The 25,863-nt window shown below is 69.2% G+C and carries 22 protein-coding genes and 2 tRNA genes; 8 read left to right on the top strand and 16 right to left on the bottom strand.

Annotated elements, in window-relative coordinates:
* Nucleotides 1-4 precede the first annotated feature (4 nt).
* A complete protein-coding gene (rnr, locus tag VF522_RS10740) occupies nt 5-2,269 on the bottom strand; it encodes a ribonuclease R (RefSeq protein WP_330908249.1) in 2,265 nt (754 codons plus the stop codon).
* A gap of 18 nt (nt 2,270-2,287) precedes the next feature.
* Here rnr and VF522_RS10735 point away from each other — a divergent pair.
* Nucleotides 2,288-2,372, top strand: a tRNA-Leu gene (locus tag VF522_RS10735).
* Nucleotides 2,373-2,532: 160 nt separating this feature from the next.
* Here VF522_RS10735 and rimO read toward each other — a convergent pair.
* The 4 genes from rimO to VF522_RS10715 all read right to left on the bottom strand — a co-directional run bounded on the left by rimO (nt 2,533) and on the right by VF522_RS10715 (nt 5,857).
* Nucleotides 2,533-3,921, bottom strand: a complete 1,389-nt coding sequence (rimO, locus tag VF522_RS10730) for a 30S ribosomal protein S12 methylthiotransferase RimO (protein WP_330908248.1) — start codon at nt 3,919-3,921, stop codon at nt 2,533-2,535.
* 106 nt (nt 3,922-4,027) lie between these two features.
* Complete coding sequence (phaR, locus tag VF522_RS10725) at nt 4,028-4,567, bottom strand: polyhydroxyalkanoate synthesis repressor PhaR (protein ID WP_330908247.1); 540 nt, start codon at nt 4,565-4,567, stop codon at nt 4,028-4,030.
* A 130-nt stretch (nt 4,568-4,697) separates the two neighbouring features.
* A complete protein-coding gene (locus VF522_RS10720) occupies nt 4,698-5,099 on the bottom strand; it encodes a hypothetical protein (protein ID WP_330908246.1) in 402 nt (133 codons plus the stop codon).
* Nucleotides 5,096-5,857 carry a hypothetical protein gene (locus tag VF522_RS10715; protein ID WP_330908245.1) on the bottom strand — a complete coding sequence of 254 codons (762 nt, stop codon included), beginning with the start codon at nt 5,855-5,857 and terminating at the stop codon, nt 5,096-5,098. Before VF522_RS10715 ends, VF522_RS10720 begins: the two co-directional genes overlap by 4 nt.
* Nucleotides 5,858-6,536: 679 nt before the next feature.
* Here VF522_RS10715 and VF522_RS10710 point away from each other — a divergent pair.
* On the top strand, nt 6,537-7,463 hold the full coding sequence (locus tag VF522_RS10710; protein WP_330908244.1) for a DUF6502 family protein: 927 nt from the start codon (nt 6,537-6,539) through the stop codon (nt 7,461-7,463).
* A complete protein-coding gene (locus VF522_RS10705) occupies nt 7,460-8,761 on the top strand; it encodes a DUF5666 domain-containing protein (RefSeq protein WP_330908243.1) in 1,302 nt (433 codons plus the stop codon). Before VF522_RS10710 ends, VF522_RS10705 begins: the two co-directional genes overlap by 4 nt.
* Nucleotides 8,762-8,819: 58 nt before the next feature.
* Here VF522_RS10705 and VF522_RS10700 read toward each other — a convergent pair.
* The 3 genes from VF522_RS10700 to VF522_RS10690 form a co-directional block, all read right to left on the bottom strand.
* A tRNA-Val gene (locus VF522_RS10700) sits at nt 8,820-8,896 on the bottom strand.
* A 45-nt stretch (nt 8,897-8,941) separates the two neighbouring features.
* Entirely contained in the window at nt 8,942-11,146 is a 2,205-nt protein-coding gene (locus VF522_RS10695) for a bifunctional (p)ppGpp synthetase/guanosine-3',5'-bis(diphosphate) 3'-pyrophosphohydrolase (protein WP_330908242.1), read from the bottom strand.
* Nucleotides 11,118-12,056, bottom strand: a complete 939-nt coding sequence (locus VF522_RS10690) for an alpha/beta hydrolase (RefSeq protein ID WP_330908241.1) — start codon at nt 12,054-12,056, stop codon at nt 11,118-11,120. The genes VF522_RS10695 and VF522_RS10690 overlap by 29 nt, the downstream gene beginning before the upstream one ends.
* Before the next feature lie 80 nt (nt 12,057-12,136).
* Between VF522_RS10690 and VF522_RS10685 the strand changes: the two genes are divergently transcribed.
* On the top strand, nt 12,137-12,907 hold the full coding sequence (locus VF522_RS10685) for a 3-hydroxybutyrate dehydrogenase (RefSeq protein WP_330908240.1): 771 nt from the start codon (nt 12,137-12,139) through the stop codon (nt 12,905-12,907).
* A gap of 77 nt (nt 12,908-12,984) precedes the next feature.
* Here the strand turns inward: VF522_RS10685 and VF522_RS10680 are convergent, their stop codons facing one another.
* The 4 genes from VF522_RS10680 to VF522_RS10665 all read right to left on the bottom strand — a co-directional run bounded on the left by VF522_RS10680 (nt 12,985) and on the right by VF522_RS10665 (nt 15,821).
* Nucleotides 12,985-13,800 (bottom strand): metallophosphoesterase, encoded by an 816-nt coding sequence (locus tag VF522_RS10680; protein WP_330908239.1) that lies wholly within the window; start codon nt 13,798-13,800, stop codon nt 12,985-12,987.
* On the bottom strand, nt 13,797-14,789 hold the full coding sequence (locus VF522_RS10675) for a diacylglycerol/lipid kinase family protein (RefSeq protein WP_330908238.1): 993 nt from the start codon (nt 14,787-14,789) through the stop codon (nt 13,797-13,799). Before VF522_RS10675 ends, VF522_RS10680 begins: the two co-directional genes overlap by 4 nt.
* Nucleotides 14,790-14,871: 82 nt before the next feature.
* Nucleotides 14,872-15,573 carry an SIMPL domain-containing protein gene (locus VF522_RS10670; RefSeq protein ID WP_330908237.1) on the bottom strand — a complete coding sequence of 234 codons (702 nt, stop codon included), beginning with the start codon at nt 15,571-15,573 and terminating at the stop codon, nt 14,872-14,874.
* Between the two features lie 32 nt (nt 15,574-15,605).
* Nucleotides 15,606-15,821 (bottom strand): hypothetical protein, encoded by a 216-nt coding sequence (locus tag VF522_RS10665; RefSeq protein ID WP_330908236.1) that lies wholly within the window; start codon nt 15,819-15,821, stop codon nt 15,606-15,608.
* A gap of 164 nt (nt 15,822-15,985) precedes the next feature.
* On the opposite strand from VF522_RS10665, the gene ompR reads away from it, so the two are divergent.
* Nucleotides 15,986-16,717 (top strand): two-component system response regulator OmpR, encoded by a 732-nt coding sequence (gene ompR / locus VF522_RS10660; protein WP_330908235.1) that lies wholly within the window; start codon nt 15,986-15,988, stop codon nt 16,715-16,717.
* Nucleotides 16,718-16,793: 76 nt separating this feature from the next.
* Nucleotides 16,794-18,260, top strand: coding sequence for a sensor histidine kinase (locus VF522_RS10655; RefSeq protein ID WP_330908284.1), 1,467 nt, complete (start codon nt 16,794-16,796; stop codon nt 18,258-18,260).
* 18 nt (nt 18,261-18,278) lie between these two features.
* Here VF522_RS10655 and VF522_RS10650 read toward each other — a convergent pair whose 3' ends face one another.
* The 4 genes from VF522_RS10650 to ispD all read right to left on the bottom strand — a co-directional run bounded on the left by VF522_RS10650 (nt 18,279) and on the right by ispD (nt 21,092).
* Complete coding sequence (locus VF522_RS10650; protein ID WP_330908234.1) at nt 18,279-19,232, bottom strand: sel1 repeat family protein; 954 nt, start codon at nt 19,230-19,232, stop codon at nt 18,279-18,281.
* Nucleotides 19,232-19,849: a hypothetical protein gene (locus VF522_RS10645; RefSeq protein ID WP_330908233.1), complete on the bottom strand. Its 618-nt coding sequence runs from the start codon at nt 19,847-19,849 to the stop codon at nt 19,232-19,234. Before VF522_RS10645 ends, VF522_RS10650 begins: the two co-directional genes overlap by 1 nt.
* Before the next feature lie 65 nt (nt 19,850-19,914).
* A complete protein-coding gene (gene ispF, locus VF522_RS10640; RefSeq protein WP_330908232.1) occupies nt 19,915-20,394 on the bottom strand; it encodes a 2-C-methyl-D-erythritol 2,4-cyclodiphosphate synthase in 480 nt (159 codons plus the stop codon).
* Complete coding sequence (ispD, locus tag VF522_RS10635) at nt 20,394-21,092, bottom strand: 2-C-methyl-D-erythritol 4-phosphate cytidylyltransferase (RefSeq protein WP_330908231.1); 699 nt, start codon at nt 21,090-21,092, stop codon at nt 20,394-20,396. Before ispD ends, ispF begins: the two co-directional genes overlap by 1 nt.
* A 93-nt stretch (nt 21,093-21,185) precedes the next feature.
* Between ispD and mfd the strand changes: the two genes are divergently transcribed.
* Entirely contained in the window at nt 21,186-24,632 is a 3,447-nt protein-coding gene (gene mfd, locus VF522_RS10630) for a transcription-repair coupling factor (protein ID WP_330908230.1), read from the top strand.
* A 508-nt stretch (nt 24,633-25,140) separates the two neighbouring features.
* Nucleotides 25,141-25,863 carry a phosphoserine phosphatase SerB gene (serB, locus tag VF522_RS10625; RefSeq protein ID WP_330908229.1) on the top strand — a complete coding sequence of 241 codons (723 nt, stop codon included), beginning with the start codon at nt 25,141-25,143 and terminating at the stop codon, nt 25,861-25,863.

Raw genomic sequence — 25,863 nt, 5'->3', positions numbered from 1 at the left:
TGGATCACCGCCGCGGCTTGCGCGGCGCTTTGGCCTTCGGGGCCGATTTCTTGGCGGCGCGCACGGCAGCCTTCGGCGCCTTCTTGTCCGCCGCCTTCTTGGCTGCGCGCTTCTTCGCCGCCTTCAGGGGCACGCCTTCGCTGCGCGGCCCGTTGCTCACGCCCTTTTCCTTCATCGCGCGGGCCATGAACTCCTCGTCCTCGCGGACCAGGCGGAAGTCGATCTTGCGGCCGTCGAGGTCCACGCGGCTGACCTGCACGCGCAGCCGCGTGCCGATGGCGTAGCGGATGCCGGTGCGCTCGCCGCGCAGCTCCTGCCGCGCCTCGTCGAACTTGAAGTACTCGCCACCCAGCTCGGTGATGTGCACCAGGCCTTCGACGTACAGCGCGTCGAGCGTGACGAAGATGCCGAAGCTCGTCGCCGCCGTCACCACACCGGAGTACTCCTCGCCCAGGTGGTCGCGCATGAACTTGCACTTGAGCCAGGCCTCGACGTCGCGGCTCGCCTCGTCGGCGCGGCGCTCGTTGGCGCTGCAGTGCAGGCCCGCGGCTTCCCAGGCCTGCATCTCGCGCGGCGAAGCGGTCACCTTCATCTTCGGCCGTTGCGTCGGCGGCGCGGCGCGCGTGGCGAGCCGGCGCGCCAGTTTTTCGTGCGCTTCGCCCGGCGTCGGCAGCGCCGGCAGCTGGTAGCGCTCCTCGGTCAGGATCGCCTTGATCACGCGGTGCACCAGCAGGTCCGGATAGCGGCGGATCGGGCTGGTGAAGTGGGTGTAGGCCTCGTACGCCAGGCCGAAGTGGCCGCTGTTGTGCGGCGAGTAGATCGCCTGCTGCATCGACCGCAGCAGCATCGTGTGGATCTGCTGCGCGTCGGGCCGTTCCTTGGTGCCTTCGGCGATCTTCTGGAAGTCGCGCGGATGGGGATCGTCGCCGATGGTCATGCCCACCGCCATCGCCTTCAGGTACTGGCGCAGGATCTCCGTCTTCTCCGGCGTCGGCCCTTCGTGCACGCGGTACAGCCCCGGATGCGAAGCCTGAAGGATGAAGTCGGCGGCGCAGACGTTCGCCGCCAGCATCGCTTCCTCGATCAGGCGGTGCGCGTCGTTGCGGACGCGCGGCACGATCTGCTCGATGCGGCCGTTCTCGTCGCAGATGATCTGCGTCTCCGTGGTCTCGAAGTCGACCGCGCCGCGCACGTTGCGCGCCTTCAGCAGCGCGCGGTAGACGTCGTGCAGGTTCAGGAAATGCGGCACGAGGTCCTTGCGGCGCGCCGCCTCCGGGCCGCGCGTGTTCGCCAGGATCGCGGCGACCTCGGTATAGGTCATGCGCGCGTGGCTGTGCATCACCGCCGGATAGAACTGATACGCGTGCAGTTCGCCGGAGGCCGTGATCAGCATGTCGCAGACCATGCAGAGGCGGTCGACCTCGGGGTTCAGCGAGCACAGGCCGTTGGACAGCTTCTCCGGCAGCATGGGGATCACGCGGCGCGGGAAGTAGACGCTGGTGGCACGCTCGTAGGCGTCGACGTCGATCGCGCTGCCGGTCTCCACGTAGTGGCTGACGTCGGCGATCGCGACCAGCAGGCGCCAGCCCTTGCCGCGGCCGACCTTCGCCGGTTCGCAATACACGGCGTCGTCGAAGTCGCGCGCGTCCTCGCCGTCGATGGTCACCAGCGGCACGTCGGTGAGGTCGACGCGCTTCCTGTGGTCCTGTGGCCGCACCTTGTCCGGCAGCGACCGCGCCTGCGCGATGCAGGCGTCGGAGAACTCGTGCGGCACGCTGTACTTGCGCACCGCGATCTCGATCTCCATGCCGGGATCGTCGACCTCGCCGAGCACTTCCTTCACGCGGCCCACCGGCTGGCCATAGAGGCTCGGCGGCTCGGTGAGTTCCACCACGACCACCTGCCCCGCCTTCGCGAGACCCGTCGCGCCCTTCGGGATCAGGACGTCCTGGCCATAGCGCTTGTCTTCGGGGGCCACGAGCCACACGCCGCTTTCGTGCAGCAGGCGGCCGATGATGGGATGCGGCGGGCGCTCGAGGATCTCCACGACGCGGCCCTCGGGCCGGCCCTTGCGGTCGTGGCGCACGATGCGCACGCGCACGCGGTCGCGATGCAGCACCGCGCGCATCTCGTTGGGAGGCAGGTAGATGTCGGCTTCGCCGTCGTCGCGGACCACGTAGCCGTGGCCATCGCGGTGTCCCTGGATCGCGCCGTCGATCTCATCGAGAAGGCCGGCGCCGTTGTTTCGCTCTACGTTTTTGATATACAATCTTGTTTTTCCTGAAATGCCCAGGTGGCGGAATTGGTAGACGCACTAGTTTCAGGTACTAGCGAGTAACATCGTGGAGGTTCGAGTCCTCTCCTGGGCACCAGACATCTCGAGAAAGCCGGCGGAAGCCGGCTTTTTTGTTTGGCGCTCCATTTCTGCCACGAGGGACATCATAAGGCCGGCATCGCCGGCCTTGTTGTTTCCGTCCAGATAAAAGCAGAGCCGGCCTCTCCCGAGGCCGGCCTTGTCGCCTTGCGCGGTAATCAGATCGGCTCGGCGACGAGGTCGTGCCCGTCGGTGCTGACGATGCGCGCCTGCGTGAATTCGCCGACGGCGAGTCGCTTGCTCAGCTTTTGCGGCGGCAGCAGGCGCACGGTGCCGTCGATCTCGGGTGCATCCGCGTACGAGCGGCCGATGCCGCCCTTCTTGCCCAGCGCCGGCGCCGAATCGACCAGCACCTGCATCGTCGCGCCGACGCGGCGCTGCAGACGCGCGGCCGACACTTCCTCGGCCACCGCCATGAACCGCGCGCGGCGCTCCTCGCGCACTTCCAGCGGCAGCATGCCGGGCAGCTCGTTGGCCGCGGCGCCTTCCACCGGGCTGTAGGCGAAGCAGCCCGCGCGGTCGATCTGCGCCTCGCGCACGAAGTCCAGCAGGTGCTGGAACTCCTCCTCGGTCTCGCCGGGGAAACCGGCGATGAAGGTGCTGCGGACCACCAGCTCGGGGCACATCTCGCGCCAGCGCGCGATGCGCTCCAGGTTCTTCTCGCCGCTCGCCGGGCGCTTCATCCGGCGCAGCACGTCGGGGTGGCTGTGCTGGAAAGGCACGTCCAGGTAGGGAAGCACCCGGCCCTGCGCCATCAGCGGGATCACTTCGTCGACGTGCGGGTACGGGTACACGTAGTGCAGCCGGACCCAGGCGCCGTGCGGCTCCGCCAGTTCGCCCAGCGCCTGCACCAGTTCCAGCATGCGCGTCTTCACCGGGCGGCCTTCGTAGAAGCCAGTGCGGTACTTGACGTCGACGCCGTAGGCGGAAGTGTCCTGGCTCACCACCAGCAGTTCCTTCACGCCGCCTTCGAACAGCGCCTTCGCTTCCTTCAGCACGTCGCCGATCGGGCGGCTGACGAGGTCGCCGCGCATCGAGGGGATGATGCAGAAGGTGCAGCGATGGTTGCAGCCTTCGCTGATCTTCAGGTACGCGTAGTGCTTCGGCGTGAGCTTGATGCCGGCCGGCGGCACCAGGTCCACGAAGGGATCGTGCGGCTTGGGCAGGTGCGCGTGGACCGCGTCCATCACTTCCTGCGTCGCATGCGGGCCGGTCACCGCCAGCACGGAAGGATGGATCTCCCGCACCATGTTGTCGGTCTTGTCGCCGGCGCGCGCGCCGAGGCAGCCCGTCACGATGACCTTGCCGTTGGCCGCCAGCGCCTCGCCGATGGTGTCGAGGCTCTCCTTCACGGCATCGTCGATGAAGCCGCAGGTGTTGACGATCACCAGGTCGGCGCCCTCGAAGGTCTTGGACGTGGTGTAGCCCTCGGCGCTCAGCTGCGTGAGGATCAGTTCGGAATCGGTCAGGGCCTTGGGGCAGCCGAGGCTGACGAAGCCCACCTTGGGCACGGTCGTGGTGGTCTCGGGGACGGCGGTCTCGCTCATCCCTCGATTGTCCCAGATGCCAAATGACCTCGCGTCCCCGCGGACGCTCGATGACGAATGACGGACCGACCAGCCACCTGGCCGGTCATCCGTCATTGGTCATTCGTCACTTCTTGATGCCGAAGGCGCCGAACATCTGCTCGGTGTTCTTCTGCATCTGCTCCTGCATCTTCTCGAACATGGCGCGGGACTGCTCGGCGTAGCTGTTCATCGGATTGCCCTGCCCGAGCGGGCTCTGCAGGTTCATGAACTGCGCCCACATCTCGGGCGTGAAATTTTTCGCCTGCTCCGCCATCTGGCTCTGCAGGTCGGTGAAGGCCTGCACGTTCTTCTCCAGGTAGCTGCCCATGAAGCCTTGCATGGCGTGGCCGTAGAAACGGATGATGTTGGCGAGCGCGGATTCGCTGAACATCGGGGCGCCGCCCGCCTCTTCCTCCAGGATGATCTGCAGCAGGATGCTGCGCGTGAGGTCCTCGTTGGTCTTGGCGTCGCGCACCACGAAGGGCTGGGTGTCCATCACGAGCTCCTTCACCTCCGCGAGCGTGATGTACGTCGAAGTCTCCGTGTCGTAGAGCCGGCGGTTCGGGTACTTCTTGATCACGCGCTGCGCGGCCTTCGGGGCGCCGCTGGCTTTCTTGCTGGTCACGAACGGGACTCCTCTGGGCAGGCTGGCGCCCGCACTGTTGCGTTGCAGCAGGATTCTAGGGAGGGGACCCCGACCGGGTCCGGGGGTGAACCCTTAGCGGCCGCGCCTCGCCCGGCGGCCGTTGCCGTACTCAGCCCTTGCGCCGCGTGCAGTAATCGTACGCGTCGGCCTTCGGCGCGAGATCGGTATCGACCAGGATGATCACCGGCGCGCCGTCGGCGCGGTGGCCCGCATGCGCCTCGAAACCCTTGCCCAGCGGCCCGCCGGTGAAGGTGATGCGGCCGCTGCCGGCGTCGTACTTCATCGAGCCGGACTTCTTCTTGCCATGCACCCAGGCGTACTCGGTGGGGCTGTTGAACTCCACCACCTTGTAGGTGTAGCCGGCCGGGTTGTACTGCTGCCGGCACGCATACGTGCCGGGCTCCAGCGGCCCGCCTTTCTTCGTGAGGACGCTCAGCGGCTGGATGGCGGCCTGCGCGCCGGAGGACAGGACGGCGGCCGTGGCCGCGAGCGCAAGGGCGAGGGACTTCATGAACGGGCTTCCGTGCAACGCGTGGTGTAGGGATCGACGATGTGGACGCCGTCGGGACGGCGGTTTTCCTCGATGTGGAAGACGACCGCGGGACGCCCGGAGCGGTCCGGCTCCAGCGTGCCGACCGCGCCGGCCCAGGGGCCGGACGTGAGGCGGATCTTGTCGGCGCCCACGCGCTCGAAGCTGCCCGCCGACTTCGCGGTGGCATAGCGGTGGCCGGACAAGGCGAGCGTGCCCAGGTTCGAGAACGCGAGGCTGTACTGCGTGGCCTCGCCCCACTTGAACGAGACCTTGCGGTCCTGGTAGGCGCAGGTGAGCTTCGCGGCGGGGAGCGTGCCGGCGGCAACCGTCTTCTGGCCGCCACCCGATAGCGCCACCCGGCCCTGCTGCTTGCCGGTGGCGGAGCCAGGCCCGGGAAGGAAGGTGTTGAAGGTCCCTTCGAATCCCGTGCTGTCGCACTTGCCGGCGAGCTCGGCGCGGGCCCGCCCCTGCTCGGCGCGGAAGTAGCACCGGCCGTTCTCGAGATGGCTTCGCCGCTCCATGAGCGGCGCCGAGAGCGTCTGGCCCCCGAGCGTGACCGTCATCGTGCCGGTGAAGTTGCCGTCCTTCAGCGTCGCCTCGATCGCATAGCGGCCGCCTGGGTCGAGGCGGCCCTCCACGGCGAGGTGTCCACTGGAGGGCGCGAGCGGAGCGGCGCCGGCGGAACCTGCCGGCGCCAGCAGGGCCGCGGCGAGCAGGAAGGAAGTCGGGTACTGCATCGGGTCGCCACTCTACGGACTGCCCGGCTGCAAGGGCATCCTCCTTTCCGACGATCCTTCAGGATCAGCGATGCCCAGGCGCGTCGTCGGCGCCATGGCCGACACCATGACCGACCGCGTGCCCCGCATCGTGACCGGGCGCGTCGTCCGCACCATGGCCGTGGGCATGGCCCGCGTCGGCGCCGGTGCCGCCGCTACCCGGACCCGAGCTGGCGGACGGACCCGCATGTCCCGAGGGGCCCGAGTTCCCCGACGGGCCAGCGACGCCGGACGAGCCCGCGCCGCCGGACGAGCCGGAGCTGCCCGACGCCCCAGCGCTGCTGCCGGCACCGCCACCCCCACCTCCCCCGCTGCCACCGCCACCGCCGCCGCCTCCTCCACCGCCGCCATGGGCGAGAGCGGATGCCGCGAACAAGCACAGCGTCAACGCAATGGTTCCGTTCCCTGCAGCCTTCCTGAAGCTGATCATGTCGATCTCCTGTAAGCACCCAAGAACTTGCCCGATCCGAACGGGTGCGCTTTCCGCACTCCCGTTCGCCTCGCCGGACGTGGGAATCTTTCCCACATTCGACCGGCGCAGAATATGTGGGAATTTTTTCCACGTCCAAGATTTTTGTGTGACAATTTCCCACGCGCCGCGCTAGACTGGACGCGTCGAAAAGCCACCTGCCCCACCGGTATGCCCGAGAGCACTTCGTCCCATGCCGCGCCGCCTCGTGCACTGATCCGCGCGCTGCGCCATGCGTTGCGCCCGATCGTCAAGCTCATGCTCGCGCGCGGCATGACCTTCACTTACGCCAGCGAACTCCTGAAGGCGCTGTTCGTGGAGGTGGCCGACCGGGACTTCCGCCTCGATGGCAAGGTGCCGACCGACAGCCGCGTGAGCCTGTTGTCCGGCGTCCATCGCAAGGAAGTGAGCCGGCTTCGCGAGGTGCTGGAATCGGGCGCGGAGACCGTGCCCGACGTGATCTCCCTTGGCGCGCAGGTGGTTGCCCAGTGGATGGGCGCCGCTCCCTACGTGGACGACGCCGGCCGGCCCCGGCCATTGGCCCGTTTCGCCAGCGAAGGCGCGGAGCTGTCCTTCGAGGCGCTGGTCGCGCGGGTCAACCGGGACATCCGTCCGCGCGTCGTGCTCGACGAATGGCTGCGCCTCGGCGTCGTGGACCTCGACGACGACGGCCTCATCCGCCTGCATGCAGGCGCCTTCGTGCCCACCAAGGGCTTCGACGAGATGAGCTTCTATTTCGGTCACAACCTGCACGACCATGCAGCGGCTGCCGCGCATAACCTGCTCGGTGGCGAGCCGCCTTTCCTGGAGCGCAGCGTGCATTACGACGGCCTGAGCGCGGACTCCGTGCAGCAGCTCGCCCGCCAGGCCGCCACGCTGGGCATGGAGACGCTCGTCGCCGTGAACAAGAACGCGCTCTCGCTCACGAAGCGCGGCGGCACCACCACTGCGCTCGCGCGCCAGCGCATGACCTTCGGCGTGTACTTCTATTCCGAGGCATCGTCGGACGAGGCCATGGCGCAGGCGCCCCGCGCCGGCCCGAAAGCGGCCGCGCCTGCACCGCCTGGCCGTCCCGCTCGCAAGAAGGCATCGAGATGACTGCTGCCCGGTCCCATCGCCTGGCCGGCGCGCTGTGCGCCGCCCTCCTGTGTGCGAGCCTGGCCCTGCCCGCGGCGGCGCAGGACATCTGCAAGTCGGGTGCGTCGCCGGTCAATCCGGCCGCGGTTTCGGCCACCGGCGGGACGGGGAGCGGCGGTGCCGGCGGCATCGGCGGAACCGGCGGCGGCACGGGTGCGGGCGGCGGCCGGGGCGGCATCGGCGGAACCGGAGTCACGGCACGCGCGGGCACTCCAGGCGGCGGCATCGGAGGCACCGGCATCGTCGGCTTGATCACCGGCTTCGCCAGCATCTGCGTCAACGGCCTGGAAGTGCAGTTCGATCGCGACACGCCGGTCTCCGACAACGGGCGTCCGGGTTCCGCCAGCGAACTCGCCGTCGGCCAGGTGGTCGCCGTGCGGGCGATCGGTGCAGGCAAGGACCTGCGCGCCGAATCGATCGCCATGCTGCACGCCGTCGTAGGTCCCGTCGAAGCGATCGGGAACGGCGGCCGGACGATCCGCGTGCTGGGCGAGGACGTGATCGTGCTGAGGCCCGCCTCCCTGCGCAGCGGCGAGTGGGTGCGGGTCAGCGGGCACCGGCAAGCGGATGGCGTGCTCGCGGCGACGAGCATCGAGCCCTTGCCCGCTGCCGCGCCCCGGCAGGCCCAGGTAGCGGGACGCGTGAATGCGATCACTCCGGACACGATGCAGGTGAACGGCACGCGCGTCCAGCTCGACGCGGCGACGACACCGCGCGGCCTGGCGCGCGGCCAGCGCGTGCGGGTCGCCGGTCAATGGGACGGGGACCGTCTCGTCGCGCAGAGCGTGACGATCCATCCCGCGCTCGACGAGATCGGGCTCGTCGGCGAGGTGGTGCTCGAAGGCTACGTGCAGGAACTGGATGCGGGTTCCCTGAACCTCGGGCAGGACAGCCTGCGGCTCGACGCCGGTGCGCAAGTGCTTGGCGGCAACGCAGCCAGCCTGTCGGTCAACCAGTTCGTCCGGGCGACGGGACGCATGGATCCCGAGCGGCGGATCGTGATCGACCGCGTCGTGATCGAACCGGGCGGGCCAGGCGGCGCGGTGGGTGGTCCTTCAGGACACGGCTCGAGTTCCGGCCATGGGCCGGGTTCCGGACATGGTTCCAGTGGCCCCGGTGGCACGAGCGGTTCCAGTTCAGGCGGCGGCACTTCCGGAAGCTCGGGCTCGTCCGGCAGTTCCGGCGGCGGCGGCGGCGGCGGTGGTGGCGGTGGCGGTGGCGGTGGCGGTGGCGGCAGCGGCAGCGGCAGCGGCAAGTGACCCACGCGACAAAGAAAAAGTCCGGCAACCCACCGAAGGGTTGCCGGACTTTGCTGTCTGGTAGGCGCGATTGGACTCGAACCAACGACCCCCACCATGTCAAGGTGGTGCTCTAACCAGCTGAGCTACGCGCCTGTCGTTGAAGCCCGCTATTGTAGCAGAGGAACGGCGGCCCTTCGCTCAGCGCCTGCGCGCGGAGCGCACGCCGGACACTTCGCGGACGACCGTGAGCACCTTGCCGAGCCGCTGCGAATCGGCGACTTCCACCGTGAACGTCATCCAGGCGGTGCCGCGCACGCTCTGCGTCTGCACGCCGATCACGTTCATCTTCTCCTTGGCGAAGACTTCGGAGATGTCGCGCAGCAGCCCCTGCCGGTCCGCGGCCTCGATCGCCACGTCCACCGGGTAGACCGCGTGGTCCTCGCCCTTGCGCGGCCGGCCCCACTCCACCTCGATCACGCGTTCGGGGTCGCGCTCGGCGATCTGGCGGAAGTTCGCGCAGTCCTTGCGGTGGATGCTCACGCCCTTGCCGCGCGTGACGAAGCCGCTGATCGCGTCCGGCGGCGCCGGCTTGCAGCAGCGCGCCAGCTGCGTCATCAGCGAATCGACGCCGACCACCAGCACGCCGCCCTTGGGCGACTTCGAAGGGGACGGCCGCGACTTCTTCAGCAGCAGCACTTCGTCCTCGGTGGGCATCGGGCTCTGCGGATGCAGCAGCACCTCGATGTTGCGCAGCGAGAATTCGTCCTTGCCGACCACCGCGAACAGGTCCTCCGCGGACTTGAACCCGAGCTGCGAGGCGAGGTCCTCCAGCTTGATCGCCGTCTTGCCTTCGCGCTGCAGCAGGCGCTCCACCAGTTCGCGGCCGCGTGCCACCGTCTCGTGCCGCAGCTGTTCGTTGAACCAGGCGCGCACCTTCGCGCGGCCGCGCTGGCTGGCGAGGAAGCCGAGCTCGGGGTTCAGCCAGTCGCGCGAGGGCCCGCCTTCCCTGGCCGCGACGATCTCCACCGTCTGCCCGTTGGCGAGGTGGGTGTTCAGCGGCACCATCGCGCCGTCGACGCGCGCGCCGCGGCAGCGGTGCCCGAGGCTCGTGTGCACCGTGTAGGCGAAGTCCACCGGCGTGGCGCCCTTGGGCAGCTCCACGATCGAGGCCTGCGGCGTCAGCACGTAGATGCGGTCCTCGAACAGTCCCTGCACCGAGCCGGACAGGTCGCGCTCCCACGCCAGCAGCTGGCGCAGCACCGCGATCTTGGTGTCGTAATCGCTCGACGCCGAGATGCCGGCATAGCCCTTGTGGCCCGCTTCCTTGTAGGCCCAGTGCGCCGCCACCCCGTGTTCGGCGTGCTCGTGCATCGCCTGCGTGCGGATCTGGATCTCGATCGGCCGGCCGGCCAGGTCGCGCACGATCGTGTGCAGCGACTGGTAGCCGTTCGGCTTGGGCCTGGCGATGTAGTCGTCGAACTCCTCGAGGATCGGCGAGAAGCGCTCGTGCACCCAGGCCAGCGCCTCGTAGCAGTCCTTCACAGTCGGCACGATCACGCGCAGCGCCCGCACGTCCAGCACCTGCTCGAAGTCGAGCGACTTGCCGCGCATCTTCTTGACGATGCTGTAGATGTGCTTGGGCCGCCCGTGCACCTGCGCCGGGATGCCCTGCGCCTTCAACTGCGACTCCAGCTCGCGCCGCAACTGCTCGACGTACTGCTCGCGCTCGACGCGCTTTTCGTCCAGCCAGCGCGCCACGCGCTTGTAGGTCTCCGGTTCGAGGAAGCGGAAGGCGAGGTCCTCCATCTCCCACTTCACCTGCCAGATGCCCAGCCGGTTGGCGAGCGGCGCGAACACGTTCAGCGCCTCGCGCGCCACGCCCGGCGGCAGCGGCTGCTTGGTCGCCGCGTAGTGCCGCAGCGTCTGCAGCCGCGAAGCCAGGCGCAGCATCACCACGCGCAGGTCGCGCGAGAAGGCCAGCAGCATCTTGCGCACGTTCTCGGTCTGCGAGAGTGCGTCGTCGTGCCCCGTGTCGGTGGCGTCGCGCGCCTGCCGCTGCACCGCCACCAGCTTGGTGGTCTCCACGGCCAGCGCCGCATAGCTTTCGCCGAAGGCCTTGGCGATCACTTCCTGCGGCTTGTTCAGGTGGCTGCCCGCGTACACCAGGTAGCTGGCGGCCTGCATGGCCTCGGAGCCGCCCATGGACTTCAGGATGGCGGCGACGGCATCGGCGTGGGCGAGCGTGTTCTCACCGGTCTCCAGCGTCTCGCCGGCGATCAGGGGCTCGGCGAAGGCGCGCGCGCGGGCCAGCGCGTTCGGCTGCTGCGGCAGCGCCTGCTCCGCGGCCGCCACCAGGCCCGGCACCGCGCCGCCGTCAACCCGCTCCGCGGTATGGCTCTTCATGGGATGCGGATCCAGTCTGCAGCAGGAAGGAGGCCACGGCCTCCACCTGCTCGTGTGCCACGAGGGTGGGCGCATGCCCCACCCCCTCGAATTCGATCAGCCGCGCCTTCGGGCCGCGGCGCGTCATGTCCTGCGCGGTCTCGCGCGTGAGCAGGTCCGACCGGGCGCCGCGCAGCAGCAGGGTGTCGGCGCGGATCGCGTCGTACATCTGCCAGAGCGCCGCTTGCCCCGCCGCCGCCGACGCTTCGTCCAGCGTGCGGAAAGGCACGGCGATCGCCGGGTCGTAGTGCAGCGTGAAGGCGCCGTCGCGCTGCCGCACCATCGCCTGCGACAGGGTGAGCCACTGCTGCGCCGTGTGCGGGCCGAAGCTCTTCGAAATCTCCCACATGGCGTCGGCGGCCTGCTGCACCGAGTCGAAACGCCCGGTGTTGCCGAGATACTCGCCGATGCGCTGCAGCGCGCCCCACTGGATCGCCGGGCCGACGTCGTTCAGCACCAGCCGGCGCAGCGGGACCGGCAGCAGCTGCGGCTGCGCCGCGAGTCCCATGCCGATCAGCCCGCCCATGCTGGTGCCGACCCAGTCGAGCGTGGCGACGGGCGCCGCCGCATGCAGTTGCTTGAGCATCGCCAGCATGTCGCCGGCATAGGCCGGGATCACGTAGCCCATGGGATCGGCCAGCCAGTCGCTGCGGCCGCGCCCCACGACGTCGGGACAGGCGATGCGCACCGGATGCGGGCTGCGCTCGACGAGCGCGCGCGCGAGCACGTCGAAGTCGCGCCCTTGCCGCGACAGCCCGTGCACGCACACCACCACATGCGGCGCCGACGCGTCGCCCCACAGCCAGAAGGCCATGCGATGGCCGCCGGCTGCGTCCGGGCAGGATACGTAATTCAGCGTAGGGTCGGTCATGGATGCAGGTGCGGCGCGGAAGGCGGTACGCTTCCGGGCTCACGTCATCGTAAAGCAATCCCGAAAGAGGAGAGATCCCCATGCTGGAAGGCAAGACCGCCCTCGTCACCGGCTCCACCAGCGGCATCGGCCTCGGCATCGCCAGGGCGCTGGCACGCCAGGGCGCCGACATCGTGCTCAATGGCTTCGGCGACGCCGAAGGTCCCAAGGCCGAGGTCGCCGCGCTCGGCGTGAAGGTCGGCTACCACGGCGCGGACATGAGCAAGCCCGCAGAGATCGAGGCCATGATGAAGTACGTGGCCAGGGAGTTCGGCCGCACCGACGTCCTCGTCAACAACGCCGGCATCCAGCACGTCGCGCCGGTGGAGGACTTCCCCCCGGAACGCTGGGACGCGATCATCGCGATCAACCTCTCCAGCGCCTTCCACACCACGCGCCTCGCCCTGCCCGCGATGAAGGCGGCCAACTGGGGCCGCATCGTCAACGTCGCCTCGGTGCACGGGCTGGTGGGCTCGGCGCAGAAGTCGGCCTATGTCGCCGCCAAGCACGGCATCGTGGGCCTCACCAAGGTCACGGCGCTGGAGACGGCCACCACCGGCATCACCTGCAACGCGATCTGCCCCGGCTGGGTGCTGACGCCGCTGGTGCAGAAGCAGGTGGACGCCAAGGCAGCGGCCGGCGGACTCTCCAACGAGGAAGCGAAGAAGCAGCTGCTGGCCGAGAAGGAGCCCTCGCTGCAGTTCACCACGCCGGAGGAACTCGGCGAGCTGGCCGTGTTCTTCTGTTCGGATGCCGCCAGGAACGTGCGCGGCGTCGCCTGGAACATGGACGGCGGCTGGGCGGCGCAGTAAATCACGTCATCCCCGCGCAGGCGGGGACCCAGAGCATCCTTGGACGCCCTGGTTTCCCGCCTGCGCGGGAATGACGATCAGTCCCCGAGCTTCAGGTCGTACGGGTGCGTCAGCTCGAAGCGCCCGTCGGCCAGGTCGAAGTCCCAGCGCTCCACCCGGCACTCGCGCGCGTCGCCGTTCCTGGGCGGATTCCAGCGGATGACGTTCACCGAGTTCGGCGAACCATGCCGCACGCGGTGCGACAAAGCCGTTCCGGCCTGCACGCAGTACATCGTCCGCTGCGCCGCCTGCACGAGGGCGCAGACGTCGCTCACGTAAGGCAGGTGGATGTGGCCGCCGAGCACGAGGTCGGCGCCGGCGCCGGCCCAGGCCCGCACCGCTTCTTCTCCCCCGTGCAGCCGGTTCTCCTCGTCTTCCGGCCGCATCACGCAGGCGGGCTGGTGCGTCACCACGATCCGCAGCTGCTCACGGGGGGCCGCATGCAGCCGCTGCACGACGCGTTCGATCTGCGCCGGCGACACCTCGCCGTCCTTGTGGCGTTCCGGCCGCGTCGTGTTCACGCCGATCACCAGCACGTCGCCGAATTCCAGTTCCGGGTCCAGGACGTCGCCGAAGGCGGCCTTGTAGCCGCGATAGGGCGCAAACAGCCGCGCGGCGACGTTGTACAGCGGGATGTCGTGGTTGCCGGGCAGCGTCAGCAGGTGGCGCACGCCCAGCGAGTCGCAGAAACGGCGCGCCGCCGCGAACTGCGCGCCGCGGGCGCGCTGGGTGATGTCGCCGCTCAGGATCACCGCGTCCGGGAACTGGTCGCGCACCAGCTGCTGCAGCGCGGCCACCACCGGCGGCTCCTCGGTGCCGAAGTGGGTGTCGGAGATGTGCAGCAGGACCGTCATTCCGGCGGCAACCTCTCGTTCGCCGGCGGCAGCATCACCCGCAGCGGCCGAGGCGACACGGTGAAGCGCACGGGCAGATCCATCCACTGCACCTCGCCATCGGTGGCCACCTTGAGGCGGCGGGCCTTGCGGGAGCCGACCGTGATCGAGCGCAGCGGAAAGCTCTGGATCGCCCGCTGCTCGCCCAGCTTGCCGAAGGCGGCGGCCGCCAGCATGCGCAGCTTCTCCCACCACGCCATCGCGGGCAGCAGCACGCAGGCCATGCGGCCCTCGCCCACCTGCTCCACCACGAAGTCCTGGATGCCCAGGCGGCGCAGCTGCACGCGGTTGTTGCACAGGAAGACGTTGGCCGTGCGCAGCCTGGCGAGCTCGCCATCCATCTCGGCGTCCAGCGAGAGTTGCAGCCGCCACTCCATCAGGCTCTTGAACGCGGCCATCATCGCGATCCAGCGGCGGCGCCCGAGCTTCTGCTTGACCTGCTCGCGGTCGGCCAGCAGCTTGGGATAGAGGCCCACCGAGGCGTTCACCAGGAACACGTGCTCGTTGACCAGGCACACCTGCACCGGCTCGGGACGCGCGCGCAGCAGCGAGCGCGTGGCGTCCGCGGCGTCGAGCGACAGGCCCAGCTCGCGGGCGAACAGGTTGAAGGTGCCCTGCGCGATCAGTCCCAGCGGGCAGTCCTGCGCCAGGGCGGCCTGCGCGGCGGCATTGATGGTGCCGTCGCCGCCGGAGGCGACCATCACGCCGCCCGCCTCCTTCGCGAGGCGCGCGGCCACCTGGCAGGCCTGCTGGATCTCGCCGGGCTGCACCGGCACGAAGCGATAGCGCCGGCCGGCCTTGTCCAGCTCGGCTTCGACCGCCTCGCGCACCTCGTCCTTCTCCGCGGCCCCGGAGCGCTGGTTCATCACGATGAAGAACTCGGCCTCCGGCGTCCCCGCGGGGGCGCCGGCCGGATGGTGTTCGTCGGAAGCGGACAGCACGGCGGACATGCCGCACAGCTTAGCGGCGGCCGCACGGGGGCCTTGTCGGACTGCAGCCAGCGCGAGCATCCGCCGGCCGCCTTGGCCCGGGCTACTTGAGCTGGACGGAGCCGGACACGGTGACGATCACGGAGCTCTTGCCCGGTTCCACCGGCACCGGTGCATCGGCGGACGCGGCCCGCGCCTCCTGGGCCATCATGCGGCGCATCGGCACGAAGCCCGGCTCGTTGGCGTTCACCGCCACTTCGCGCAGCGTGTAGCCGGCAAAGCCGAAGCCCTTGGCGAGTTCGGCGGCCTTGGCCTTGAAGCGTTCGATGGCGATGCCCTGGGCTTCGGTTTCCACCCGCGCGCGCTGTTCGCGGCTGAGGCCGAAGCTCACGCCGCCCATCGTCATGGTCTGGATGCGTCCCGCGGTCTGCGTGATGCGCGCGAAGTCGCGGCCTTCGAGGATCAACTCGGCGGTGCCGGTCCAGCCGCTGATGCGGCCTTCCCGGTTGTGACGCGGATAGAGCGCAAAGTTGCCGGTCCGCACATCCAGTTGCCCGGGCTGGACCGACTTTCGTGCTTCGGCCAGCGCCGCATCCAGCGCGGTCTTCAACTGGGTCTGCACCACCGCCGGATCGGGCCCTTCGCGCGCCGTCGTGAGGTTCAGCATGAGCAGGTCCTGCTGCACTTCGACCGTGCCCGTGGCCTGCAGCTGGAGCACGTTCTGCGGCGGCGGGACGGTCTGCGCCGGCGCCGCCAGCGTTGCCATCGCGAGTGCGCAACCCGCGAGCATCGTTCTTGTTCTCATTCCTTCTTCCTTCAACCGGATTCGACCGGACTTCAATTTCGCCGGCCGCGCTGGCCGTATTCGCTCACCTGCCGGCGCAGTTCGGCGCGCTCCGCGGGACTGAGCTCCCGCGGCTGCGGCACCTTCCGCACCGTATCGTATTGCTCCACGACCTGGCGCAGCGCCGGCACGGGCTGCGGCTGGGGTTTGCGGGGATCGGCCCCGGCACCGGTGCAAACCAGCGCGAGGACCACGGCCAGGAACTTCATGCCCTATTGAACGCGGCACCCACGGCCCCGTTCACTTCCCCCTTGTCAAGGCGCCACCGCTGGGGCAACATTTGTAACGCGGTGAAAAGGCACGGGTGAAAACCCGAAATCCGGCTGATCCGCCGTCAGAATCGGCGCTGTTACAAATTGGCCTCTGGAGAACCATGACCCAAGCTGCAGCACGGACCGACAAGATCCTGGTCGTCGACGACGACGCCCGCATCCGCGACCTGCTCCGCCGCTACCTCACCCAGGAAGGGTTCGAGGTGATCCTCGCCGAGGACGGCAAGGCCCTGAACCGCCTGATGCTGCGCGAGACCGCCGACCTGATCGTGCTCGACCTGATGATGCCCGGCGAGGACGGCCTGTCGATCTGCCGCCGCCTGCGCGCGGCCAACGACCGCACCCCGATCATCATGCTGACCGCCAAGGGCGAGGACGTCGACCGCATCGTCGGCCTGGAAGTCGGCGCCGACGACTACCTGGGCAAGCCCTTCAACCCGCGCGAACTGCTGGCGCGCGTGCATGCCGTGCTGCGCCGCCGCCCGGCGCAGGAAGCGCCCGGCGCGCCCTCCTCCGAGAACGAGGTGGTCAACTTCGGCCCCTTCGCCTTCGACCTCGGCGCCCGCACCCTGCGCAAGAACGGCGAGGAACTGCCGCTGACCACCGGCGAATTCGCCATGCTGAAGGCGCTGGTGCGCCATCCGCGCCAGCCGCTGTCGCGCGAGAAGCTCGCGCAGCTGGCGCGCGGCCGCGAGTTCGAACCGTTCGACCGCAGCCTCGACGTGCAGGTGTCGCGCCTGCGCAAGCTGATCGAAGCCGATCCGGCCTCCCCGCGCTACATCCAGACGGTGTGGGGCGTGGGCTACGTTTTCGTGCCGGACGGCGCGGGTTGAGGCGAAAGCTCCCGGACCTCGGTGACACCCTCGACGCGGTGCGGTTCAATCGCAGGCTGACATGATCCGCGCCGTGATGACCCCTACCGACCAGCCGACCAGTCCGGCGCCTCTGGAAACCGCGCCCGCGCCGCTCGAGATGCGGCCCCGCCTGGGGCTGTCGCTCTTCTGGCGCACCTTCTTCCTGCTGTCGCTGCTGCTGATCGGCTCGATCGTCGCCTGGCTGCAGACCTTCCGCGCGCTCGAATTCGAGCCGCGGGCGGTGCAGACGGCGCAGCAGATCGCATCGCTGGTGAACCTCAGCCGCGCGGCGCTGGTGCACGCCGACCCGATCGCGCGCGTGTCCCTGATCAAGACGCTGGCCGACCAGGAAGGCGTGCGCATCCTGCCGCGCGAGCCGCAGGACCGCTTCGCTCCGCTGACCGGCAGCGCCATGGACCGCCGCATCGTCGACGAACTGGTGCGGCGCCTGGGCAGCGGCACGGTGATGGCCAGCTCGGTGAACGCCGAGGAAGGCCTGTGGATCGGCTTCAAGATCGACAAGGACGACTACTGGATGCTGATGGACCGCACGCGGTTCTCGCAGGTCGGTGGCAAGACCTGGCTCGTGTGGCTGATCACCGCGGCGGCGCTGTCGCTCGCCGGCGCGGCCGTGATCGCGCGCCTGATCAACCGGCCGCTCAAGCAGCTGTCCTTCGCCGCGAGCCGCGTGCGCGACGGCGACTTCGACGCCAGCCGCCTCGACGAGAAGGCCGTCACCTCCGAGATCCGCGAGGTGAACATCGGCTTCAACCGCATGGCGCAGCAGCTCGCCAAGATCGAGCAGGACCGCGCTGTCATGCTGGCCGGCATCTCGCACGACCTGCGCACGCCGCTGGCGCGCCTGCGGCTGGAAACCGAGATGAGCGTGGTGGACGCCGATGCCCGCGAGCACATGGCGGCCGACATCGACCAGCTCGACGCGATCATCGACAAGTTCCTCGACTACGCGCGCCCGGACCACGCGGAGCTCAAGCCCGTGGTGCTGAACGACGTGATCGAGGCCTGCATGTACGCGATCGAGGACCACGGCGACATCCGCGTCAGCGTGGACATGCCCAAGAACCTGCAGGTGCTGGCCGACGAGGTGGAACTCGCCCGCGTGGTCTCCAACCTGCTGGAGAACGCGCGCCGCTACGGCAAGACGCCCGAGACCGGCGTGGCGGTGGTGGACATCACCGCCCGGGCCCGCAACGAATGGGTGCTGCTGAAGGTGCGCGACCACGGCATGGGCGTGTCGCCCGAAGCGCTGCCCAACCTGGTGAAGCCCTTCTTCCGCGGCGACGCCGCCCGCACCGCCGCCACCGGCGCCGGCCTGGGCCTGGCGATCGTCGACAAGACGGTGCAGCGCATGGGCGGCATCTTCGCGCTGTCGAACACCACCTCCGGCGGCCTGGCCGCCCACATCAAGCTGCAGCGTCCGCGGATGATGCCGCCGGTGCCGGGCGGCGGCGTGATCGAGGCGGAAAGGAAGATCGTCGGCAAGGAACCCGCCACCACTTGAGCGCGGCGCCCGGGCGCTCTACATGATGGGCAGCGGCTGGCCCGGCTTCCAGGCATCGGCCAGCTCGCGCGCCTTCACCACGTCCACCGGCGAGAGCGCCTTCTCCAGGTCGCGCGCCATGCCCCTGGCCCAGAACGCGGTCTTGTTGTGCGGCATGCCCAGCTCGCGCGCCGAACCGGCGTCGCCGAAGGCGCGATCGGCCAGCTGCAGCAGCAGGAACGCCTGCCGCGGGTCGCGCAGGATGCCTTCGGCGCCCTTCGCGTGCAGGTAGCCCAGCGCATAGAGTCCCGAGGCATCGCCCTGGCGCGCGGCCTTGCCGTACCAGTTGGCCGCGAGTTCCGGTTGCCGGGTCTCGGCATCGCCGGTCTCGTAGATGTAGCCCAGGTTGACGAATGCGGCGGCATCGCCCTCGTTGGCGGCCTTGCGCAGCCACTCCATGCGGCTCGCATGGGCGGGACGCCCGTACGTGATCCCCATCAGGGTCATCGCGCGGATGTAGCCCTGGTCCGCGTACTTGCGGAACACGGCCAGCGCCTGCTCCGGGTCGCGGGGACGGACGTCGTGGAAGACCCTCTTGAGCTCCAGGTTCGCCTGCTCGTCGCGCTGGACCTGGTCCACCTGCGCGAGCCGCGCCATCGCTTCGGGCGGAGGCGCGCTGCGCCTGGAATTCCACTGCCACGCGCCCCAGCCGCCCGCCGCGATCACCAGCGCGGCAAGCACCCAGGGCCAGCGGCGCGTGGCATCCACCACTTCGACCTCGGGCTTGCGCCGACGCTCCGCCGCGCGCTCGGCCGCGCGTTCCGCGGCGGCCCCGGTGAGGTATTTGTCGTAGACGATGCCGCAGCGCGGACACTGCCACGCGGGCGTCGTCTCGTTGCTGCGGCGCGCATAGCTGCACCTGGGGCACACGCGGCCGCGGCTGGCCAGTTCGTCGTGGGTCGGCGCCAGGCCGAGCGGATCACGCTGCGCCATCAGCTTCGCCTCCACCACAGGAACAGGCCGAGGAAGATCAGGCCCACCAGCAGCGGCGACCACGCGCCCAGCAGCTGGACGAAGCTGGCCTTGCCGACGCCCGACCACACTTCGACCTGCACGGTGTCGAACCGGATGTTCTGCGAACCGGCAAAGCCGATCACGGGCGCCACCTCGCGCTCCGCCTTGAAACTGAGCGGCTGCGACACCGTGACCAGTTCGATCCGCTCACCCGCCTTGGCGCCGCCCATGCGCGTGCTCGGCACAAGGCTGCCGCGCACCACGCCGTCGATCGACCAGCCGGGCATCCAGCGGGCACTGACCTCGCCGTCGCTTTCGACGACGCCCAGCGCCTTGATCACGATCGTGTAGGGATTGCCGCCGGGCGGCGCGCCCATCGCCTCGGCGGCCCAGTCCACGGTGTCCGGGATCAGGTCGGCCCGGTTCCTGTTCTTCGCATTGAAGGCCGCGAACTTGGCCAGCGCCTCCACCGGCACGTCGCGAGTGACGACCAGCGTCTTGCCGTATTGCGTGGCGGCCGCATGCGCGGCGCAGGCTGCAAATGCCACGAGCAGGCCGGCCAGCGCGGCTGGCCAGCCATTCCAACGTCCCTTCATCCCACCTCCTGTTGTGGAGGCAAGTGTAATCAGCTGTATCCCGGATGGCTCTCCCGGGCGGGGGATCAGACGGTCTGGAGCAACACCACGGCTCGCGCCTCGATGCTCTGCCCCATCCCCACGGGCCCGAGCTTCTCCGCGGTCTTCGCCTTCACGTTGACCTGCTGCGGCGGGATGTCCAGCGCCGCCGCGATCTTCGTGCGCATCGCCTCGATGTGCGGCGCCAGCTTCGGCGCCTGCGCGATCACGGTGCTGTCGACGTTTTCGATGGACCAGCCCTGCGCGCGCACGCGCTTCGCCGCTTCCTGCAGCAGCACGATGGAATCGGCGCCCCGGAAGCATTCGTCGGTGTCGGGGAAGTGCCGGCCGATGTCGCCCAGGCCCGCCGCGCCGAACAGCGCGTCGGTGATCGCATGCAGCAGTGCGTCGGCGTCGGAGTGGCCGAGCAGGCCGCGGTCGAAGGGGATTTCCACGCCGCCGAGCACCAGCCGGCGCCCGGGCACCAGCGCGTGCGTGTCCCAGCCTTCGCCGATGCGGAACGGCATCAGCGGGCGCGGCCGCGCAGCACGGCCTCCGCCATCGAGAAGTCTTCGGGGTACGTGACCTTGAAGTTCTGCGCGCCCGCTTCCACCAGCATCGGCTTCAGGCCCATGGCCTCGATCGCGCTGGATTCGTCGGTGATGCCGTCGCCGGCGGCTTCGAGCGCCTGCCGCAGCATGCCCAGGCGGAACATCTGCGGCGTCTGCGCCTGCCACTTGTCGCCGCGGTTCACCGTGCCGACCACGCGGCCGTTGTCGCCGAGCTTGAGCGTATCGGCCAGCGGATGCGCGAGCAGCCCGCCGACCTCGTCGTGGCGGCACTCGTCGATCAGGCGGTCGATCAGTTCCGGCGTAATCAGGCAGCGCGCGGCGTCGTGCACCAGCACCCAGTCGTTGTCGACCGCGCCGGCACGGCGCAGTTCGCGCAGGCCGTTGGTGACGCTGGCCGCGCGCGTCGGCCCGCCGCACTGGACCACCAGCGCCGACGTGGTCGGATTGCGTTCGAAAAAGCCGTCGTCGGGCGCAACCACGACCAGCGTGCGGGCGATGCGCTTGACGCCGGCGAACGCCGACAGCGTGTGCCACACCATGGGCTGGCCGGCGACACGTTCGTACTGCTTGGGCCCTGCCGTGCCGGCGCGGCTGCCGTGGCCGGCGCAGGGGATGAGTGCGAAATACCGGGGAGGAGTTGCGTTCGCGTTCATGTCCGTCCCGTTCATTCTATTCACCTTAGAATCCTTGCACACCCCTCCCTGCTCAGGGCGGGGTGTTTTGCATTTTCGCTGCGCGAACCGCCCATGGATCTACCCAAGCTTGCCCCCGGACGCCGCATGGCCCTGCCGCGCCCGCCCGGCTCTGCCGACGCGCTGCTGCTCGCCCGCGTGGCGCAGCGGGAGCTGAAGGACGGCCGACTCACCGCCGTCGTCACCGCCGACGCCAACGACGCCCAGCGCCTGCTGGACGAGATCGCCTTCTTCGCGCCGGAACTGCGCTGCGCCCTCTTCCCCGACTGGGAGACGCTGCCCTACGACACCTTCTCGCCGCACCAGGACCTGATCAGCGAGCGGCTCGCGACGCTGTGGCGCATCCTGCAGCGCGAGGCCGACGTCGTGCTGGTGCCCGCCAGCACTGCGCTCTACCGCGTGGCGCCGCCGAGCTTCCTGGCGGGCTACACCTTCCACTTCCGCGTGCAGCAGAAGCTGGACGAGGCAAAACTGAAGGCGCAGCTCACGCTGGCCGGCTACAACCACGTCACGCAGGTGGTCAGCCCCGGCGAGTACGCCGTGCGAGGCGGCCTGATCGACCTGTTCCCCATGGGATCGGCCGTCCCTTTTCGCGTCGACCTGTTCGACGACGAGGTCGATTCGATCCGCACCTTCGATCCCGATTCGCAGCGCAGCCTCTATCCGGTGCCCGAAGTGCGCCTGCTGCCCGGGCGCGAGTTCCCGATGGACGACGAGGCGCGGGCGCGTTTTCGCAGCCGCTGGCGCGAACTGCTGGAAGGCGACCCGACCAAGAGCCGCATCTACAAGGACATGGGCAACGGCGTCGCCACCGCCGGCATCGAGTACTACCTGCCGCTGTTCTTCGAGGAGACGGCAACCGTCTTCGACTACCTCGGCGACACCTCCAGCGTGGTGCTGCACGGCGACCTGGAGCCGGCCTTCCAGCGCTTCTGGCAGGACACGCGCGACCGCTACCGCCTGGTGCAAGGCGACCCGGAGCGCCCGGTGCTGCCGCCGGAAGCGCTGTTCCTGAATGCGGAGCAGTTCTACACGCGCGCCAACGCGCATCCGCAGCTCGCGGTGCGCAACCAGGCGCAGGACGTGGAACACAGCGCGGTGTTCCAGCAACTGCCCGACCTGTCCGTCGTGCGTGGCGCCGAGGAGCCGCTCGCGAAGCTCAAGGCGCATGCGGCGGGGACGCCCAACCAGGTGCTGGTGCTCGCCGAGAGCGCGGGCCGGCGCGAGAGCCTGCTCGATTTCCTGCGCGCGAGCCACCTCGCCCTGCCCGCCTTCGACTCGCTGGCGGAGTTCATGGCGAGCGAGGAGAAGCTGGGCATCGCCACGGCCGCCGTCGCCAGCGGCTTCGCCTGGATCGAGGAGGCGATCGAGTTCGTCACCGAGACCGAACTCTTCGCCAGTGCGCCGACCGCGCGCCGCCGCAAGAAGCAGGAACAGGTCAGCGACGTCGAGGCGCTGATCAAGGACCTGTCGGAGCTGAACGTGGGCGATCCGATCGTGCACGCGCAGCACGGCATCGGCCGCTACAAGGGACTCGTCAACCTCGACCTGGGCCAGGGCAACACGGAGTTCCTGCATCTCGCATACGCCGGCGACGCCACGCTCTACGTGCCGGTCAGCCAGCTGCACCTGATCAGCCGCTACACCGGCGTCGGCGCGGAGGAAGCGCCGCTGCACAAGCTCGGCTCGGGCCAGTGGGAAAAGGCCAAGCGCAAGGCGGCCGAGCAGGTGCGCGACAGCGCCGCCGAACTGCTGAACCTGTACGCACGCCGCGCCGCCCGCCAGGGCCACGCCTTCCGCTTCAGCGCGCAGGACTACGAGCAGTTCGCCAACGACTTCGGCTTCGACGAAACGGCCGACCAGAACGCGGCGATCCACGCCGTGATCCAGGACATGGTCTCGCCGCACCCGATGGACCGCCTCGTGTGCGGCGACGTCGGCTTCGGCAAGACCGAAGTGGCGCTGCGCGCCGCCTTCGTCGCGGTGACCGGCGGCAAGCAGGTCGCCCTGCTCGCCCCCACCACGCTGCTCGCCGAGCAGCATTTCCAGACCCTGGTGGACCGCTTCGGCAAGTGGCCGGTGAAGGTGGCGGAGATGAGCCGCTTCCGCTCCACCAAGGAGATCAACACGGCGATGAAGGGCCTGGAAGACGGCAGCATCGACATCGTCGTCGGCACGCACAAGCTGCTGTCGCAGTCGACGAAGTTCAAGAACCTGGGCCTGCTGATCATCGACGAGGAGCACCGCTTCGGCGTGCGCCACAAGGAGGCGATCAAGGCGATGCGCGCCGAGGTGGACGTGCTCACGCTCACCGCCACGCCGATCCCGCGCACGCTGGGCATGGCGCTGGAAGGCCTGCGCGACCTGTCGGTCATCGCCACCGCGCCGCAGCGGCGCCTGGCGATCAAGACCTTCGTGCGCAACGAGGGCAACGGCGTGATCCGCGAAGCCGTGCTGCGCGAACTCAAGCGCGGCGGGCAGGTCTACTTCCTGCACAACGAGGTGGAGACGATCCAGAACCGGCGCGAGTCGCTGGAACGGCTGCTGCCGGAAGCGCGCATCGCCGTCGCCCACGGCCAGATGCCGGAGCGCGAGCTGGAGCGGGTGATGCGCGACTTCGTGCAGCAACGCTACAACGTGCTGCTGTGCTCCACCATCATCGAGACCGGCATCGACGTGCCGAGCGCCAACACCATCGTGATCGCCCGCGCCGACAAGTTCGGCCTCGCGCAGTTGCACCAGCTGCGCGGCCGCGTCGGCCGCAGCCACCACCAGGCTTATGCCTACCTGATGGTGCCCGACATCGAAGGCCTGACCAAGCAGGCGTCGCAGCGGCTGGACGCGATCCAGGCGATGGAGGAACTGGGCTCGGGCTTCTACCTCGCGATGCACGACCTGGAGATCCGCGGCGCCGGCGAGGTGCTGGGCGAGAACCAGAGCGGCAACATGCTGGAGGTCGGCTTCCAGCTGTACAACGAGATGCTGTCGGAAGCGGTCAAGTCGCTGAAGGCGGGCAAGGAGCCCGACCTGCTGTCGCCGCTGTCGGTCACCACCGAGATCAACCTGCATGCGCCGGCGCTGCTGCCGGACGACTACTGCGGCGACGTCCACCTGCGCCTCTCGTTCTACAAGAAGCTGGCGACCGCGAAGAACGTCGACCAGATCGACCGCCTGCTGGAAGAGATCGTCGACCGCTTCGGCAAGCTGCCGCCGCAGGCGCAGACGCTGATCGACGTGCACCGCCTGCGCGTGCTGGCGCGGCCTTACGGCGTCGTGAAGGTCGATGCGGCGCCGACGGTCATCCACATCACCTTCAAGCCGAATCCGCCGATCGAACCGCTGGCGATCATCCAGCTGGTGCAGAAGAACAAGCACATCAAGCTGGCGGGCAACGACAAGCTGCGCATCGAGAAGTCGCTGGTGGAGGTGAAGGAGCGGGCGCAGATGGTGCGGGACGTGCTGCGGGCGCTGGGGCAACCGAAGGTGGCGGAGCCGGCGTAGCGTTGCGTCATCCCCGCGCAGGCGGGGATTCAGAGCTTCCTGTCTTTGAAGCGGCTGCGCCGCTTCCCGCTTTGGAGCAACGGGCCGCGTCGCGTCAGGCGCCCTGCTTGATCGAGGACGTCGTGATCCCTGTAGGGTGGGCAAGCTTTGCTTGCCCACCATGACGGCCCGCGGGGATGGTGGGCAAGCGAGCTTGCCCACCCTACGCCAGGCCCATGGCGGTGGCGACAGCAACGGATCAATGCGCCACCGTCCTGCCCTGCTGCCAGCCCCCGTGCGGGCGGGGCCGGGGTCGCGCATGAAGGCATGGCGCCTGCGAGGACCGGGCAGGCGGCCCAGCGCGGCTACGAGAGCGCTTTAGCGCGTATCGAGCCGCGCTTACCTTTCTACGGGGGCTGGCAGCCGGCGCGATGCTGGAGGCAAGAAGCCCTGGATCCCCGCCTGCGCGGGGATGACGGAGAGACCCGCCTCCACGGGGATGACAGCAGGCTCTGCGAAAATCCACCCCATGCCTGCCCAAGACTTCTCCCCCGGCCTCGCCATCCAGGGCTTCACCCCGCCCCTGCGCCTGGCCGACTTCAAGCTCATCGCCTTCGACATGGACTCCACGCTGATCAACATCGAGTGCGTGGACGAGATCGGCGACGCCGTCGGCAAGAAGGAGGAGATCGCCGCGATCACCGAGGCCGCGATGCGCGGCGAGATCGCCGACTACAAGGAGAGCCTGCGCCGGCGCGTCGCGCTGCTGAAAGGCGTGACCGTCGCCGACATGGAGATGATCTTCACCCAGCGGCTGCAGCTCAATCCCGGCGCCGAGAAGCTGGTGCAGGCCTGCAAGGCCGCCGGCCTGAAGACGCTGCTGGTCTCCGGCGGCTTCACCTTCTTCACCGACCGCATCCGCGACAAGCTGGGCATCGACTACACCCGCTCCAACGTGCTGGAGGTCCGCTCCGGCGCCAACTGCGGCGAGCTCACCGGCCGGATGGTCGACCAGCCCTGGGGCGACATCTGCGACGGCGCCGAGAAGCGCAAGATGCTGCTGGAGACCTGCGCGCAACTGGGCATCTCGCCCCGGCAGGCCATCGCCATGGGCGACGGCGCCAACGACCTGCCGATGATGGGCGAAGCGGGCCTGTCGGTGGCGTATCACGCCAAGCCGAAGGTGCGCGAACATGCCAACGTCGCGATCAATGCGGGTGGCTTGGACCGCTTGCTGGAAGTGATGGCGTAG

The sequence above is a fragment of the Ramlibacter sp. genome (assembly GCF_036383835.1).
Lineage (GTDB): Bacteria > Pseudomonadota > Gammaproteobacteria > Burkholderiales > Burkholderiaceae_C > Ramlibacter.
Note: the sequence above shows the minus strand (reverse complement) of the source record. Positions and strands in the feature narration are given on the sequence as shown.

What these genes read in the sequence shown, in the direction of transcription:
- rimO (WP_330908248.1), bottom strand. Translation starts at nt 3,921, where the DNA reads ATGAGCGAGACCGCCGTCCCCGAGACCACCACGACCGTGCCCAAGGTG.
- VF522_RS10720 (WP_330908246.1), bottom strand. Translation starts at nt 5,099, where the DNA reads ATGAAGTCCCTCGCCCTTGCGCTCGCGGCCACGGCCGCCGTCCTGTCC.
- VF522_RS10715 (WP_330908245.1), bottom strand. Translation starts at nt 5,857, where the DNA reads ATGCAGTACCCGACTTCCTTCCTGCTCGCCGCGGCCCTGCTGGCGCCG.
- VF522_RS10710 (WP_330908244.1), top strand. Translation starts at nt 6,537, where the DNA reads ATGCCCGAGAGCACTTCGTCCCATGCCGCGCCGCCTCGTGCACTGATC.
- VF522_RS10705 (WP_330908243.1), top strand. Translation starts at nt 7,460, where the DNA reads ATGACTGCTGCCCGGTCCCATCGCCTGGCCGGCGCGCTGTGCGCCGCC.
- VF522_RS10695 (WP_330908242.1), bottom strand. Translation starts at nt 11,146, where the DNA reads ATGAAGAGCCATACCGCGGAGCGGGTTGACGGCGGCGCGGTGCCGGGC.
- VF522_RS10690 (WP_330908241.1), bottom strand. Translation starts at nt 12,056, where the DNA reads ATGACCGACCCTACGCTGAATTACGTATCCTGCCCGGACGCAGCCGGC.
- VF522_RS10685 (WP_330908240.1), top strand. Translation starts at nt 12,137, where the DNA reads ATGCTGGAAGGCAAGACCGCCCTCGTCACCGGCTCCACCAGCGGCATC.
- VF522_RS10680 (WP_330908239.1), bottom strand. Translation starts at nt 13,800, where the DNA reads ATGACGGTCCTGCTGCACATCTCCGACACCCACTTCGGCACCGAGGAG.
- VF522_RS10675 (WP_330908238.1), bottom strand. Translation starts at nt 14,789, where the DNA reads ATGTCCGCCGTGCTGTCCGCTTCCGACGAACACCATCCGGCCGGCGCC.
- VF522_RS10670 (WP_330908237.1), bottom strand. Translation starts at nt 15,573, where the DNA reads ATGAGAACAAGAACGATGCTCGCGGGTTGCGCACTCGCGATGGCAACG.
- VF522_RS10665 (WP_330908236.1), bottom strand. Translation starts at nt 15,821, where the DNA reads ATGAAGTTCCTGGCCGTGGTCCTCGCGCTGGTTTGCACCGGTGCCGGG.
- ompR (WP_330908235.1), top strand. Translation starts at nt 15,986, where the DNA reads ATGACCCAAGCTGCAGCACGGACCGACAAGATCCTGGTCGTCGACGAC.
- VF522_RS10655 (WP_330908284.1), top strand. Translation starts at nt 16,794, where the DNA reads ATGACCCCTACCGACCAGCCGACCAGTCCGGCGCCTCTGGAAACCGCG.
- VF522_RS10650 (WP_330908234.1), bottom strand. Translation starts at nt 19,232, where the DNA reads ATGGCGCAGCGTGATCCGCTCGGCCTGGCGCCGACCCACGACGAACTG.
- VF522_RS10645 (WP_330908233.1), bottom strand. Translation starts at nt 19,849, where the DNA reads ATGAAGGGACGTTGGAATGGCTGGCCAGCCGCGCTGGCCGGCCTGCTC.
- ispF (WP_330908232.1), bottom strand. Translation starts at nt 20,394, where the DNA reads ATGCCGTTCCGCATCGGCGAAGGCTGGGACACGCACGCGCTGGTGCCC.
- ispD (WP_330908231.1), bottom strand. Translation starts at nt 21,092, where the DNA reads ATGAACGCGAACGCAACTCCTCCCCGGTATTTCGCACTCATCCCCTGC.
- mfd (WP_330908230.1), top strand. Translation starts at nt 21,186, where the DNA reads ATGGATCTACCCAAGCTTGCCCCCGGACGCCGCATGGCCCTGCCGCGC.
- serB (WP_330908229.1), top strand. Translation starts at nt 25,141, where the DNA reads ATGCCTGCCCAAGACTTCTCCCCCGGCCTCGCCATCCAGGGCTTCACC.